The sequence below is a fragment of the Dyella jiangningensis genome (assembly GCF_003264855.1).
GTDB classification, from domain to species: domain Bacteria; phylum Pseudomonadota; class Gammaproteobacteria; order Xanthomonadales; family Rhodanobacteraceae; genus Dyella; species Dyella jiangningensis_C.
Window position 1 is genome coordinate 63693 of the sequence record NZ_NFZS01000003.1, and the last position, 14728, is coordinate 78420.

The 14728-nt window shown below is 65.8% G+C and carries 12 protein-coding genes; 6 read left to right on the plus strand and 6 right to left on the minus strand.

The genetic code is table 11. The annotated features are described in order from the left end of the window. Window positions 1-30 precede the first annotated feature (30 nt). Entirely contained in the window at window positions 31-1236 is a 1206-nt protein-coding gene (locus CA260_RS12090; protein ID WP_111983343.1) for a cation:proton antiporter, read from the plus strand. 125 nt (window positions 1237-1361) lie between these two features. On the opposite strand, the gene CA260_RS12095 is transcribed toward CA260_RS12090, so the two are convergent. Together CA260_RS12095 and fabV are read right to left on the minus strand one after the other, a co-directional pair. Next, on the minus strand, window positions 1362-2777 hold the full coding sequence (locus CA260_RS12095) for a cryptochrome/photolyase family protein (RefSeq protein WP_111983344.1): 1416 nt from the start codon (window positions 2775-2777) through the stop codon (window positions 1362-1364). Between the two features lie 86 nt (window positions 2778-2863). Next, window positions 2864-4069, minus strand: a complete 1206-nt coding sequence (gene fabV, locus CA260_RS12100; protein WP_111983345.1) for an enoyl-ACP reductase FabV — start codon at window positions 4067-4069, stop codon at window positions 2864-2866. A 247-nt stretch (window positions 4070-4316) separates the two neighbouring features. Here fabV and CA260_RS12105 point away from each other — a divergent pair, with 247 nt between their 5' ends. The 4 genes from CA260_RS12105 (at window position 4317) to CA260_RS12120 (ending at window position 7800) form a co-directional block, all read left to right on the plus strand. Then, the gene (locus CA260_RS12105; RefSeq protein WP_172461826.1) at window positions 4317-5561 is read left to right on the plus strand and encodes an OprO/OprP family phosphate-selective porin; all 1245 of its coding nucleotides are present in this window, start codon (window positions 4317-4319) and stop codon (window positions 5559-5561) included. A 109-nt stretch (window positions 5562-5670) separates the two neighbouring features. Beyond that, on the plus strand, window positions 5671-5943 hold the full coding sequence (locus tag CA260_RS12110; protein WP_111983347.1) for a hypothetical protein: 273 nt from the start codon (window positions 5671-5673) through the stop codon (window positions 5941-5943). Then, window positions 5940-6197, plus strand: coding sequence for a hypothetical protein (locus CA260_RS12115; protein WP_111983348.1), 258 nt, complete (start codon window positions 5940-5942; stop codon window positions 6195-6197). The genes CA260_RS12110 and CA260_RS12115 overlap by 4 nt, the downstream gene beginning before the upstream one ends. 13 nt (window positions 6198-6210) lie before the next feature. Further along, complete coding sequence (locus CA260_RS12120; RefSeq protein ID WP_111983349.1) at window positions 6211-7800, plus strand: PepSY-associated TM helix domain-containing protein; 1590 nt, start codon at window positions 6211-6213, stop codon at window positions 7798-7800. Here CA260_RS12120 and CA260_RS12125 read toward each other — a convergent pair. Both CA260_RS12125 and CA260_RS12130 read right to left on the minus strand, forming a co-directional pair. After that, window positions 7794-8102 (minus strand): antitoxin Xre/MbcA/ParS toxin-binding domain-containing protein, encoded by a 309-nt coding sequence (locus CA260_RS12125; RefSeq protein WP_238149743.1) that lies wholly within the window; start codon window positions 8100-8102, stop codon window positions 7794-7796. The two genes, CA260_RS12120 and CA260_RS12125, sit on opposite strands and share 7 nt — an antisense overlap. 267 nt (window positions 8103-8369) lie before the next feature. Further along, a complete protein-coding gene (locus CA260_RS12130) occupies window positions 8370-9797 on the minus strand; it encodes a PLP-dependent aminotransferase family protein (protein WP_111983350.1) in 1428 nt (475 codons plus the stop codon). 100 nt (window positions 9798-9897) lie between these two features. Between CA260_RS12130 and CA260_RS12135 the strand changes: the two genes are divergently transcribed. Next, window positions 9898-10335: a carboxymuconolactone decarboxylase family protein gene (locus tag CA260_RS12135; protein WP_111983351.1), complete on the plus strand. Its 438-nt coding sequence runs from the start codon at window positions 9898-9900 to the stop codon at window positions 10333-10335. A 45-nt stretch (window positions 10336-10380) separates the two neighbouring features. On the opposite strand, the gene CA260_RS12140 is transcribed toward CA260_RS12135, so the two are convergent. Continuing rightward, a complete protein-coding gene (locus CA260_RS12140; protein ID WP_146745335.1) occupies window positions 10381-12069 on the minus strand; it encodes an esterase/lipase family protein in 1689 nt (562 codons plus the stop codon). A 213-nt stretch (window positions 12070-12282) separates the two neighbouring features. Then, window positions 12283-14712 (minus strand): TonB-dependent receptor, encoded by a 2430-nt coding sequence (locus CA260_RS12145; protein ID WP_111983353.1) that lies wholly within the window; start codon window positions 14710-14712, stop codon window positions 12283-12285. Window positions 14713-14728: the final 16 nt, after the last annotated feature.

Here is a 14728-nt window from a genome sequence, read left to right on the forward strand (position 1 = left end):
CGGCATCGTCCTTGGGCCGCGCGACATCGCATGCATCACGCCAGTGACATCCTGCTCACGCTCTTCATCGTCTTCATCGCCGCCCAGATCGGCGGCGAGATCGCACAACGCCTGAAATTGCCCGGCGTGGTCGGCGAAATCGCCGCCGGCTGCGTGGTGGGACCGTCGGTGCTCGGCTGGATCACGCCGGAGCAGATCGCATCGGGAACGCCGCTGGACGTGCTGGCGGAGATCGGCGTGGTGCTGCTGTTGTTTGCGGTAGGCCTGGAGACGCGTCTCGAAGATCTCAAGAAGGTCGGCAAGGTCGCCTTCCTCGTTGGCGTGCTCGGCGTGCTGGTGCCGTTCGGCATGGGTGGCGTGTGGGCGCACGGCAACGGTTTCGACTGGAGCCGTTCGCTGTTCATCGCCGCGGCCTTCGTCGCCACTTCGGCAGGCATCACCGCGCGCGTGCTGCAGGAACTGGGCGCGCTGCAGCGTACCGAAAGCAAGGTGATCCTCGGTGCGGCGGTGATCGACGACATCCTCGCCATGCTGCTGCTCGGCGTGGTGGTATCGATCCAGGGCGGCGAAGGCATCGACCTGATGCACCTGCTCGCCGTACTGCTGGGCGCGGTCGGCTTCATCGCGGTGATCGGCGTGGGCGGCGCGCGCGTGATGCGTTGGAATTCCAGCTGGCTGGACACGCCACGCAGCCCGCATTCGGCATTGGCCATCGTGCTGGCGCTATGCCTTGGGCTGGCCTATGTCTCCACCCTGTTTGGCCTGGCGGCGATCATCGGCGCGTTCCTCGCCGGCATGATCGCTTCGGAAACACGCCAGCAGCACGCGCTGGAAAAACAGACGCAGCCGCTGCTGGCCTTGCTCACGCCATTCTTCTTCGTGGTGACCGGCAGCAAGATCGACCTGTCCCAGCTGGCGAGCCTGGAGGCGGACATCATGTTGCTGGTGGTCACCTTGATCGCCATCGTGTCCAAGCTGATCGGCGGCTTCCTCGGCTCGCTGTCGCTGGGGACACGCAGCGCGACGGTGGTGGGCTTCGGCATGGTGCCGCGTGGCGAAGTCGGCGTGGTGATCGCCAGCCTCGGCCTTTCGGCCGGCGTGTTCACGCCGCAGATCTACGCGATCATCGTCGCCATGTCATTGCTTACCGCCATGGTTACGCCGCCCGTGCTGGCGTGGACGTTGCGGCGTACCCGTGCGAACGGCGAGAAAGTGGAAGCGCCGGAGTTGCGTTGATGTCATGGGCCCCGTCTTTCCTGTAGGAGCGCACCCAGTGCGCGACCGCAGACTTGCACCACGCCTCGTTCGCTGTTCGTGCGGTCCGATCGCGCACTGGGTGCGCTCCTACAAGGGGAGCAAGGCTATGCGCCGCGCATGGATTGATAGGCACTGAGCGCCGCCGCTCGACTGTCGCCCAGATCAACCATCGGCGCGGGATAACCCGAACGCTTCAGCAGCGCCGCATCCTTCCACGGCTCATGCAGCAATGGCGGCGATGCGTCACGCAATTCGGGCAACCATCGCCTCAGGTACTCGCCTTGCGCATCGAATTTCTGCGCCTGCGAAACCGGATTGAACACGCGGAAATACGGCGCGGCATCCGCACCGCTGCCGGAGACCCATTGCCAGCCCAGGGTGTTGTTGGCGAGATCGGCATCGACCAGGGTGTCCCAGAACCAGCGTGCACCGTGATGCCAGTGTTGCCGGAGGTTCTTGCACAGGAAACTCGCCACCACCATGCGCACGCGGTTGTGCATCCAGCCGGTGTGCCATAGCTCGCGCATGCCGGCATCTACCAGCGGGATGCCCGTGCGTCCCTGCTGCCAGCGCTCAAGCGATGCGTTGTCGTCGGCTTCCCAGGCGAAGCGGTCGAAGCGACGGTCGAAGTTCGCCGTGGGCGTGGCGGGAAAGTGATAAAGCAGGTGATGCGCGAACTCGCGCCAACCCAGTTCGCGCAGGAACGGCTCGATATCCGGACGTCTCCGTGCGTCGATGGCCGAAACACGCGCAGCGAGCGCGTGATGAATCTGACGCGGCGAGATCTCGCCGAAGTGCAGGTGTGGCGACAGCCGCGAAGTGCCATGGCGTGCAGGCAGGTCGCGTGCCGTGGCGTAGTCGGTTACGGCGTCGTCTTCGAAAACCTCCAGCGCCTCCCGGGCACCGCGTTCGCCGGGACGCCAGGCTTCGCGCAAGCCGCTGTCCCAGGGGATCGCGGGCAGAAGTTCGAGCGCGTCGATAGGCAGCCCGTCAGCAACCTCGAGGCCGTGTATCGACGGCCTGGTCGATGGCGCTGTCACCGACAACTGCGTACGAAGGCTCCGCCAGAACGGCGTGAACACGCGGTACGGTGCCTGCTGCCTGGTTTCCCGTTGCCAGGGCTCGCACCACAGCGATGCGTTGAAGCTGCGTGCTTCCACGCCCTGCTCGCGCAACGCAGCCTTGACGGTGCTGTCGCGCGCGATCGCTGTGGGTTCGTAGAGGCGGTTCCAATAGACGGCCGTGGCACCCGTCGCATGGACCAGTTCGCGCAGCACGGCAAGGCTGTCGCCACGGCGTACATGCAAGGACGCGCCCTGCTCGCGAAGCTGCGATTGCAGGTCGACCAGGGAATGATGCAACCAGCAGCGGCTCGCCGCGCCGGGCGCCCATGCGCCCTCTTCGTGCGGAGCGTGGATGTAGACAGGCAATACGCGCTCGTGTGCAGCGCAGGCGGCGCTCAGCGCGGGCTGGTCGGCGAGGCGAAGGTCACGGCGGAACCAGACGATGGCGGTACTCATGCCGCCAGCTTAGCCAGCAACGGGCGGCCGTGCCCGCTCCTCCGGCGCGCACTCCGCGGCGGCGCCGCGGAGTGCCATGCGATCGATCAGAGCTCGACCACGTCAAAGCGGCGATCGGACTCGACGTCTTCCTCGTAGTTGACGTCTTCACGGCCGAAGCCGAACAGACGCAGGAAGTCGTGCTTGTAGCCGGCATAGTCGGTGAGCTGGTTGAGGTTTTCCGTGGTGATGGTGGGCCACAGCGCCTTGCACTCGCTCTGCACGTCCTCGCGCAGCTCCCAGTCGTCCAGGCGCACGCGGCCTTCGTCGTCGAGCGCGATCGGCTGGTGGTCTTTGCGATACATGCGATCGCGGAACAGGCGGTTGATCTGCTCGATGGTGCCTTCGTGGATGCCCTTTTCCTTCATCACGCGGAAGGAGATGGCGATGTACAGCGGCAGCACGGGAATCGCCGCGCTCGCCTGCGTCACCACCGACTTCATCACGCCGACGTAGGCATCCAGATGCTCGGCCTTGTGCTCGGCGACCAGCTGCCTGGCGGTGTTGTCCAGGTGCTGCTTGGCCTGGCCAAGCGTGCCGTGCCAGTACATCGGCCAGGTGATTTCCGTGCCGATGTAGCTGTAGGCGATGGTCTTGGCATGGTCGGCCAGCACGCCGGCCTTGCTCAGCGCGTCGATCCAGAGCTTCCAGTCTTCGCCGCCCATCACGGTGACGGTGTCCTTGATCTCCTGCTCGGTCGCCGGTTCCACCGAGGCCTGCACCACGGTGTCGCGGTTGGTGTCGATCGAGTTGGCGGTGAAGGTCTCGCCGATGGTCTTGAGCGAGGAACGCACCACTTCGCCGGTATCGGGCAGTTTGCGCACCGGCGAGGCCAGCGAATAGACGACCAGGTCGATCTTGCCGCCCATCTCGTTCTTGATGATCTCGATGGCGCGCTCGCGCGTCTCGTTGGCGAACGCATCGCCATTGATCGAACGGCTGTACAGGCCCGCCTGCTTGGCGAACTTGTCGAAGGCGGCGGAGTTGTACCAGCCGGCCGTGCCGGTCTTGGTATCGCTGCTGGGCTTTTCGAAGAACACGCCGAGCGTGGCCGCGCCGTAACCGAAGGCCGCGGTGATGCGCGAGGCCAGGCCGTAGCCGGTGGACGCGCCGATCACCAGCACGCGCTTGGGACCTTCACCCAGGTCGCCCTGCGCCTTGGTGATCTCGATCTGCTCGAGCACGTTGCGCTCGCAGCCGACCGGATGGGCCGTCACACAGATAAAACCACGCACCTTGGGGTTGATGATCACGCGAGCGCTCCTGGCAAGACAGTGCAAACCGCCATCTTAACCCGCACCGTCGCCCATGCGCCTCCGTAGGGATACGGTGGGCCGCGCTGCCGTGGCGAGGCATCATGGGTGCAGACCGCGACTTCACGACCCCGGCACTATGAATGGCGGGCCCAAGCACGGGCGACTGCGTCAGGTCGTGGCCGACAAGGATGGGAGATGACCGGGAATCATGGGTGATCGGCAGCTCTGTATATCGGCGAAGCGCTTGCCGGCCTTGCTTGCGGTGACGATCGGCTGCGCGCTCTCGGCCTGCGCCAGCCAGCCCGGCAAACCTTCCGTCGCCCCCGCAACGGAAGCACCGGCCTCCGGCGAAGATCGCCCGGCCGCCGAAGCACTGCGTCGCCTTTCGCTGTTTCGCCCACTCGAGGGCGGCATCGATACGCCGCTCATCCATACGCAGATCCACGGTTACCTGATGCTCGACGCCGCGGCCTATTCCACCAACGGGCTGGGCCACACCGATCTGAGCGTGCGTCGCGCCGACGTCAATTTCCAGAAGCAGCTGTGGCGCGACTGGCTGTTCTATGCCGACGCGCAGCTGGTCGACTGGCATCTGGAATTCAAGGACGTCTACCTGCGCAAGCAGACGCGGCGCTTCGGCGTCGTGACCATCGGCAACCAGCAGGAACCGTTTGGCCTGGAGCAATACGGCAGCTTCAGGAACACGACCTTCCTCGAACGCTCCACCAGCAGCGCCATCGCGCCCAGCCGCAGCGTGGGCGTGACATCGAGTGATTTCCATGGACCTTGGATCTGGAGCTACGGCTTTTTCACTGCCGGCACCAAGGACGAAGGGCGCCAGCAACGCGGCCTGGCGCTGACCGGCCGGCTTGCGTATGCGCTGCGCGCCGCGAACGGTTTCTATCACCTGGCCATCGACTACTCGGACCGAAAATTCGGTCCCAGCAATGAGCAACGCTTCGACTCGGCGCCGGAGGTCGCGCTGTCCTCGGGCTCCTATTTCCTGGATACCCACGGCATCGAAGGCTCCGACCGCGTGCGGCGCTACGGCCTGGAGGCCGCCCACGTCGCCGGGCCGTTTTCATGGCAGGCGGAATTCATGGCCGCGCGTCTGCAGCGCAACAGCGGGCTGCCGTCGTTGAATTTCACCGGCTGGTACGCCTATGCCAGTTGGATGCTCACCGGCGAAACCCGCGAGTACCGCGAGAGCAACGCCACCTTCGGCCAGGTCACGCCCCGCGTCGCCTGGAACGGACACGGCGGCGGCGCCCTGGAAGTGGCCGTCCGCCTCAGCCAGACCGACCTGAACGACCACGACGTATTCGGCGGCAAGGAAACCAACCTCACCGTGGGCATCAACTGGTACCTGGACAAATCCGTTCGCCTGTCCGCCAACGTGGTGCACGCGCTTGGCCTGGACAAACCGGGCAGCGACTACGACGGCAAGCACCCCACGGCACTGGTGGGACGCCTGCAGTACCAGTTCTGACGCCCTCCCGTGCCGGGTTGCCGCAGACCAGTTGACAGGCGCGACGGTGGAAATAAGAATTGTTCTCAACAATTCCCGGGCGACCGCGCCCGACAAGGATGCTCCTCGCGTGACTGTTCTCTGTGCGCTGCTGCTGACGCTGGCAGGGTCGGCGCTGGTCTACCTCGCAAGCACTCGCCAACGCCTGCGCGCCACGTCCCTGCCCCAGCCGATCCGCGCCATCGGCTGGCTGCTGATGCTGGGTGGCCTCGTGGCCTGGCTGTTGGCCTCGGGCGTGGGCGCCGGCATCGCCAGCGCGCTGACGGCGATCATGCTGACCTGGGTGCTGTTGCCGTATCTCGCCTGGTGGCGAACCGCAGGCGACGGCGCGGATAAACCATGATCGCCCGCTGCCTCGCCGGCACCCTGCTGGGTTTTCCGCTCGCCGCCGCGTTGCTGGCGCTCGCGCTGCGACTGCTGCCGGACGGCGGCGCCGCGTTTCTCATCCCTGCGCTGATTCTGTTCTTCCCGCTGTGGACCGGTGTCATGGCAGGGGCCTACCTGTTCCGCAGCGGACCGCGCGCCTGGCTGGTGCTCGGCGTCGCCAACGCGCTGGCGTTCCTCGCCCTGTGGGGCGTGCGCCTCGCGGGCTCCTGACCCGGACGTCGACATGAAAGCTTCCACCATCCGCACGTACCAGACGGTCCACACATGGACCGGGCTCCTGGCCGGCTTCGCTCTGTTCATCGCGTTCTATGCGGGCGCGCTCACCGTGTTCCACGATGACATCGCGACCTGGCAGAACCCGCCGTGGCGGAGCGCGACCGACGCAGGCGTGCCGGTCGATGCGCTGATCGACAAGCTGCTGCAGAAGCATCCCTCTGCCCGCGAGGATTTCGGCATCGTGCTGCCGACGGACAGCTCGCACGCCGCCTATGCCTACTGGGTGGACAAGGGCGAGACGCGCTTCGCCACCGCCAGCCAGATGGACGCGCCTACCGACGAAGCCGCCTGGGATGAACTGGCCGATTTCGTCTATGCCCTGCACGACTCGCTCGGCCTGCCCGTGGTCGGCCTGTACCTGATGGGCATCGTCAGCGTGCTCTACGGGCTCGCGCTGGTGTCGGGCGTCCTGATCCACCTGCCGCAACTGGTCAGTGACCTCTTCGCCATGCGCGTGGGCCGCAACCTAAAGCGGCTCTGGCAAGACGCACACAATGCGATCGGCGTGCTCAGCCTGCCGTTCCACGTGATCTTCGCGGTCACCGGCGCGCTGTTCTGCCTGTTCACCATCACGCTCGCCGCGCTCAACACCATCGCCTTCGACGGCAAGCTGTTCGACGCGTTCGCCAAGGCGACGCAGACCACGCCCGTGGTGGTCGCCAGCGGCACGCCTGCGAGCATGCTGTCGACCGAGATGCTGATCGAGCGCGCACGCGCGCACGCGCTGACCAGCGGCGTCACCACCTTCGAGCCCGACTACCTGCATTTCGTGCACTACGGCGACCGCGAAGCGATCGCCGAGGTGCGCGGCCTCTCCCAGCACACCTTGGGCACCTACGGCACGGTGGCGCTGTCGGCCCATGACGGCAGCGTCAAGACCACGTTCGTGGGCACGCGCTACAGCCTCAACGGCATCAGCTATGCCGCGCTGTTCGGCCTGCACTTCGGCAGCTTCGGCGGGCGCACCGTGCAATGGCTGTACTTCATCCTGGGGTTGGCCGGCGCCTTCCTGTTCTACTCCGGCAACCTGCTGTGGATCGAGTCGCGCCGCAAGCGTCGACACCTCGACCAGCCGCGACGCACGCAGGTGATGGCGCGCGCGACGATCGGTGTATGCGTCGGCAGTTGCCTGGCCATCTCCGGCGCGTTCGCTGCCACGTGGATTGCAGTGCGATGGGGCGTGGAAGCCGGGCTGCCGCAGCGTGTCGCGTGCTACGGCTTGTTCCTTGCCGCCTGCGCCTACGCGTGCCTGCGGCCGGTCGCGCGCGCGACCGTGGAACTGCTATGGGCCACCGCGGCGCTCACTCTCGCGGTCGCCGTGGTCGACCTGGCCGTCAACGCCGCCGAGATGGCTCGCGCGTGGACGCCACTGGCCTGGAGCGTGCTGGGCGTGGATCTCACCGGCATCGTGCTCGGCCTGGTGTTTGCCGCCTTCGCGCGTGCGTCCGCGCGGCGCGCGCGGCACGGCGACGCCAACAGCGTGTGGTCGTTTCAGGCTGCGGGGGTTGAGCGTGCGCCGCAGGCTGGGGATCAATAAGCCATCCGAACCGAGTTGAGCCTCGCCGCGACGGGCACGTCTCCCATCAGGGCGATCTCATCCCACACGGCGTCTTCCTCGCCGCCGGAAATCAGTTCGTAGGCGGTACGGCCGCCAAACGCATTCTGGTGACGGCACATCCAGCGCACCGCGCGCTGGCGATCGCCCAGGCTCTGCACCAGCATCGCGGCCAGCGTGCCGTGACGCTGTTCCAGCGAGACGAAGGCCCGCTCCATGACGTCGTCCCGCAAGGCGTTGATCTGGGCAAGCTCGGTGCCGACGTCCTGAAACCTGATGGTCATCTTGCGCATACGTTCGCTCCCTTTTCCCCCACGCCGTCAGCTCACGTCGTCTGTCGCCGCCTCGATCCGACCCGAGGCAGGCGAAGTCTGCATGCGCCCTTTCCAGGGACTGTCGATCAGTGGCCAGGCCGGAACCGCCGTGCAGCAACAGCGAATCCTTCGGCCCGATCATGCGCAAGCAAATGGCGAATTCGCGTGAATTCCGCAGGGCCCTCGGCTAGGCCATTCGGAGGACGCCGAAGGGAAAGAAAACACCGCCCGTCCGCCTTATTTCGCAAGCAACGAACGCAGCGCGGATAGGGATGCGTCGATGGCGTCCACCGTCATGTCGCCATAACCGAACAGCAGCCCTTGCCTTGCCCGGCGCCCCGCGTAGAACGCTGCAATTCCGTAGAGGCCGATGGAAGCGCGACGCGCCCGCGCGATGACGCTCGCTTCGGTGAGTCCCGCACGCAGGAACGCGGCCATGTGGATACCTGCCACCGGCGCGATCGGTTCCAGCCAGGGCGACAAGGGCCCGCGCAGATGCTCGAGCAGGGCCTCGCGACGCTGCGCGTAGTGCTTCTGCACGCGCCGCAGGTGGCGGCCGAATTCGCCATCCAGCATGTAACGCCCCAACGCAGCCTGCGTGAGACTGCAGCCATGCCAGTCGTTGATCTGCTTGGCCTTGAGGAAATCCGCCGCCAGCGACGCCGGCGGCACCACGTAGCCCGCGCGCAGCTCGGGAAACAGCGTCTTGGAAAACGTGCCGACGTAGGCCACGACGCCGGCCCGATCCAGGCTCTTGAGCGATTCCACCGGCCGGCCCTCGAAACGGAATTCGCCGTCGTAATCGTCCTCCACGACCGGCGCGCCACGGCGGCGTGCCCAGGCCAGCAGCGCCAGCCGTCGCTCGAGGCTCATCGGCATGCCCAGCGGAAACTGGTGTGACGGAGTGACATAGACCAGCCGCGCCTGTTCGGGCAACAGGTCCACGCGCAGGCCTTCCGCATCCACCGGCACGGGTACCACGCGCGCGCCAAGGGCCAGCAGGCTCGAACGCACCGGCGGATAGCCCGGCTCCTCGACTGCGACCGTATCGCCGGCATTGACCATCACCCGCGCCGCCAGATCGATCGCCTGCTGCGTACCCTGCGTGGCGATCACCTCCTGCCATTGGCAGGCCACGCCGCGGCTGAAGCCGACGTAGCGCGCAATCGCCAGGCGAAGCTCCTGCTCGCCCGCCGGGTCGCGGTAGATGCCCCGGCCGCGCGCCTGCACGCGCAGCGCGTGCGCGACGCACCGGCGCCAGGGCGCAGGCTGGAACAGGGTTTTGTCGGTTACGCCGCCGAGGTAGTCATATGGCAACCGTTCGGCCGGCCTGGGCATCGACAAGGTCTCGGGCACACGCCGCCAGATCCGCGCGGGACGCAACGCGCTCGTGCCGCGCGCGGGCTTGGGCGATGGCGCGGCGGCCAGGCCTTCCGCGACGAAGGTGCCATCGCCCGTCCGGCCCTCGAGAAAGCCCTCGGCCACCAGGCGTTCGTAGACCTCCAGCGTTGTCTTGCGCGATACGCCCAGTTGCCGGGCCAGGTCCCGCGTTGACGGCAATCGCGACCCGGCAGGCAACCGGCCCTCCACGATGGCTGCGCGCAGTTGCTGGTACACCTGTCCGGAAAGATCGCGGCGGCCGGTAATGGTCAGTTGGATGTCCATCCAGTGGCTACCTCAAATCTATCGAAAATGGACATTTAAGCAGGCCAATAGGGAGTCTAGCCTGATCCCGCCTTCCAGACATTCCCTCGGAGATCACGTCATGAGCCAGCGACTCGACTTCTACAAATCCAGCCCCGAAGCCATCAAGGCGATGATGGGCCTGGAACACCGCGTCAGCAAAAGCACCCTGGAAAAATCGCTGATCGAACTGGTGCGCCTGCGCGCCTCGCAGATCAACGGCTGCGCCTACTGCATGGACATGCATTCGGCCGACGCGCGCAAGGCCGGCGAGAACGAACGCCGCCTGGCCACGCTCGGCGCATGGCGCGAAACGCCCTTCTTCACGGATCGCGAGCGGGCTGCACTGGCCTGGACCGAGGCGCTCACCCTGATCGTGAACGACCACGTGCCGGACAATGCGTGGGAAGCCGTGCAGCCGCACTTCTCGCCGGAAGAGTTGACCGATCTCACCTTGCTGATCGTGGCGATCAACGGCTGGAACCGGTTTGCGATCGCCTTTCGCGCGCAACCGGCGTGAGGGCCACGGGATCGGTGGCGTCAGGCGCCATCGATCTCCGAGCGCTCATCGCGTCGAGACGGGAGCCTGCGGCTCGCGAAGGATCTCCAGCACCCGCGTCAACGCTTCATCGTTGCGATACAGGCGGTGCCCCGCGGGAATGATGGTGGTGGAAGCCGCGCCCGCGAGGACCGCGCTGCTGAGGGGGACCACGCCGTCCCCCGGCGGGTCCTCGCCGGGCAGCGAGCCGGCAATGGTGTCGTAGCGGACGCCGGGCACGGGCATCAAGGCGTGGGACGCCAGGCTCACCGGCTGCCTCAACCCCAGCGTATTGACGCTGCTGAGGCCATCGGTCCGGTAGCTGTCGAGCAGGATCGGCGAAACGTGCGCACGATTGGCGTCGACGACGCGAACCAGTGCATCGAGCTCGCTCGAATGCGCGTCGACGAGCCGTCGCGCCAGCCGTCCCCAGAAGTGATCAGCCAGCGGACTGCCCATGTGCGGCGACGCCAGGAAGATCGCGCGCGACACGCCCGGATACGGCTTGAAATGGAAGATGCTGTCGACCAGCGCGATGTCGTCGGGAGCCGCCACCAGCGCGCTGGGCGGCTCGTCGAAGGCGGCCTTCCACACCACCTCGCGGCTGTCGGACGCGAGCAGGCGCGAAACCACGCCGCCCATGCTGTGACCGATCAGCACCACGTCCCGGCGAGCGAGCGATGTTCCCTGCGGGTCGAGCACGCTCCATCCCCGATCGAGGAAATGCTGCACGCGCAATCGGTTGAGCAGCACCGGCGAATTGGTCTGGTACACCACGTGCCATACCTGGTAGCGCGCACGCAGTTCGGGCGAGCCGAACACGCGGTTGGTGAGCCTCGCCCACACCAGCGGACTTCCGCCCAGGCCGTGCAGCATGATGATCGGCGTCTTTTCCGGATCGTAGTCTTCCAGCAGGTAAAGCCCCTGCCGGTGTCCGATCTGCTTGCCGCCGACCAAGTTCCATATCGCCAGCCGATTGAGACGGGATTTCTCGAACAGTGCCGCGTAGGACGCGGTGATGTCGTTCGAAAGCGGCACGCTACGCGCACCCAACATCACCTGCGGGTGCGCCAGCGGATCAGTCAGGACAAGCCGTGGACTGCCATCGGCATCGCTGTCGATCCAGGCCGTCACCGAACGGGCCACGCCTTCGGGCGGAAACAACGTGCAGATGGGACGATCGGTGCAGCGTGGCTGCATGGCCACCAGCGCGATGCCGAACCCTTCGGTCGCATAACGCTGCCCCATCACCGACGGGATGGTGATCGAGCCTGCACGTTCCAGCGCGAACGCACCCTCCAGGCTGGTAGGCATGCCGGAGAAGACGACCTGCAGCGATGTCCCGGCAATGTCGAACACCCCGGGCGTCCATCGCGGGGGCTCATAAGCCAGCAGGAAATCCAGCAGCTTGCCGGTGCAGCGGTTGGCCAACGCCTCCGCGGCGGCCCATGCGCCAGCGTCTTCGGATGCCGCCGCCTGCCCGGCGGATACCGCGCATGCCAGCCAGCTGCGGGCCGCCCGCTCCGCGCGCGGCTCATGCTCGGCATCCTGCGCGTGGCGCCTGGCGCTGGCGAGCGCACTGGCGGACGTGATCTTTGCTGCACCGGCCGCCGGGGCCGACGGGCGCATCGCCGGCGTACACGCAACGGCCAGGGAAAGAGCCCAGGCCAGCCCAAGCAGCCGGCACGCCCGGATCACGCAAGATACGCGACGCATGCGCCCTCGTTCGTCTCGAACTCGCCGCGGTACGGGAACCTCCCCGCGACCGATGAAACAGCCCATGCAAATTACGCCTTTTGCGAAGCCGTTGCACTGGCGCGAAAGGCATAAAAAAGCCCCGGTCCTGGCCGGGGCTCGAAGAGGCAGGCGCCTCGGATAAGGCATCGCCACGCCGGTCGTGCCGGCGTGACGATGGATCGACAACGGATGCTAGAAGTCCTGCGTGAAACGAATGCCAACGGTCCGCGGCGGCGTCATCACCGTGTACACCTGTCCGTTCGGATACGCCGGCACCACGTTGTGCGCGGCACACACCTGCTCGGCGCATTCGGCAAAGCGATAAAGCTGGCCGCGCTTGTCGAACACGTTGTTGACGTAGAAATCCAGCGCGAGGCCATGTCGCTTGACGCCCGCCGAGAAGTCCACGGTCGTGTACGAGGGCATGTCGCCCAGCAGGCTCCGCTCCACCAGTCGCAGATCGGACTTGCGGTCACCGACGTAAACCAACGCACCCTGCACGAAGGCTTCCATGTCGCTGATGTCCCACGAATAACGCGCGCTGAGGTTGCCCTTGAAGCGTGGTGTCAGCGGCAGCTGCGTGCCCTTGGGCGCCTGCGGTCCGCTGACGACATCGCCGGTGAGCGGATTCACCGTGCCTGCAGGGCAGTTGGTGATCGGCGTGCCGCTGGTATCGGTGAAGCCGCAATAGTTTTCCGTCAGCTTCGAGTGATACCAGGCAAAGCCGGCACCGATCTGCAGGTTGTAGGTGGCCGCCCAATTGAGATCACTCTCCAGGCCATCGATCTGCGCCTGGCCGGCATTCTTGATCTCGGTGAGGCCGTTCGCACCGAGGATGCTGAACTGGAAGTCCTTCCATTTCTCGTGGAACACCGCGCCGTTGAACGACAGGCGGTTGCCGAACCAGGTCGTTTTCCAGCCCAACTCGTAGTTGGTGAGGTAGTCCGACTTGTATGGCGGCAGGCTGCCGCGCCGATTGATGCCGCCCGGACGATAACCTTCCGACCAGGTACCGTAGATCATCTTCGTGGGCGTGATTTGCCAGGTCAGGTTGGCCTTGCCCAGCGAACCCGATTCCTTGGTGTCCTTGGCGAAGTCCATGCAAGGCGCACCGTAGTACGGCTCCGCGTTGATACAGCCGGCCTCGCCGTAGCTGGAGCTGGGCGAAAAGCCCTTGCTGAAGCCGTAGAAGCCACCGAGGCTGTTGTCGCTGCGGAAATAGCGTCCGCCGATCGTGCCGGTGAGTGTCTCGGGGATGAAGTCGTACGACAGCTCGCCGAACACCGCCTTATCCATGTCGATGCGCCGCTGCTCGGTCAGCCACAGCGTATTGGGCCAGCCGGTCACCGACAGCTGGTCGGCCAGACCGTTGATCATGTAGCGCTGTTCGATGTCGTGCAGCTGCTTCTCCCAGAACAGGCCGCCGACCACGCGCAGGCGATCCTCCTTCGGCGAGGCGATGCGCAGCTCGTGGCTGTTCATCGTGTAGCGATCCTTGCCCTGGATGTACTGCGACGGATTGATCAGGTGGCCGCTGTTGTCATAGATGTACGCGCCATAGCCCGCCAGCGTGTCGTACCAGAACGAGTAATCGCTGTAGTCGCTGTCTTCTTCCTGGTTGCGCTTGAGGTGGCTGTACGCATAGGTCAGGTCGAAGTTGCCGATCTTGCCCTGCACCGTCAGCGCCGCCTGGATCCAGCGGTCGTTGGTGTACTCCGGATAGAAGTGCGTGAGCGACAGCGAGCCCACCTGCGGATCGGAGAACGGCGTGCCATGCGCGATGGTCTGCTGCCCCATCAGCGTGGGGCTGATCGACCAGTCGTCGTTGAGGTTGACCTTCAGCGCCGCACGCGCACCACTGGTATCGACGTCGTTGTAGTTGTTCTTGGCCGCGCCGGTGCAGACGAGGTTCGGCGTGGAAGGGCACCCCTTCGCGTTGCTGACCGTGATGCCTGACGTCGGATAGGTTCGCGAGCCCACCACGTTGTCGATGTAGCCGGCATCATGTTCATGCCAGCCGACCAGTCGAATGGCCGCGTTGCTGGACATGGGAATGTTGATCATGCCCTCGGCCGTGTAGCCGACGCCGCCATGATCGACCGAGTTGACGCCCAGGCTGTAGTTGGCGGCGAAGCCGCCGGGATCGGGCTTGTTGGTGATGATGCGCAACGCGCCCGACTCCGCGCTGGCGCCATACAGCGTGCCTTGCGGACCGGCCAGCGCTTCGACGCGGGCGATATCGTACATGTGGATATCGAGCGGGCCCTGGATCGTGGTGACCGGCTCTTCGTCCAGATACACGCCCACGCTGGGCTGCGAACCGGAGTGGTTGACGTTGGCGCCGCTGGCGACGCCACGCATGAAGATCGACGCGAAGCCCGGCCCGAACGTCTGGTAGGACACGCTGGGCAGATACTTCACGTAGTCGTCGAAATTCTTGACGTGGAGTTCTTCCAGCCTGTCCTGGCCCAGCACGTTGATGCTGACCGGCACCTTCTGCAGGTTTTCCTCACGCTTTTGCGCGGTGACGGTGACCGCACTCAGCGTCGTGGCCTTCTTGGTGGATGGCGGGCTGGTGGCTTGCCCCTGATCGGTATCCTGCGCAAACAATGGCTGCGCCATGGCCAGGCAAATCCCC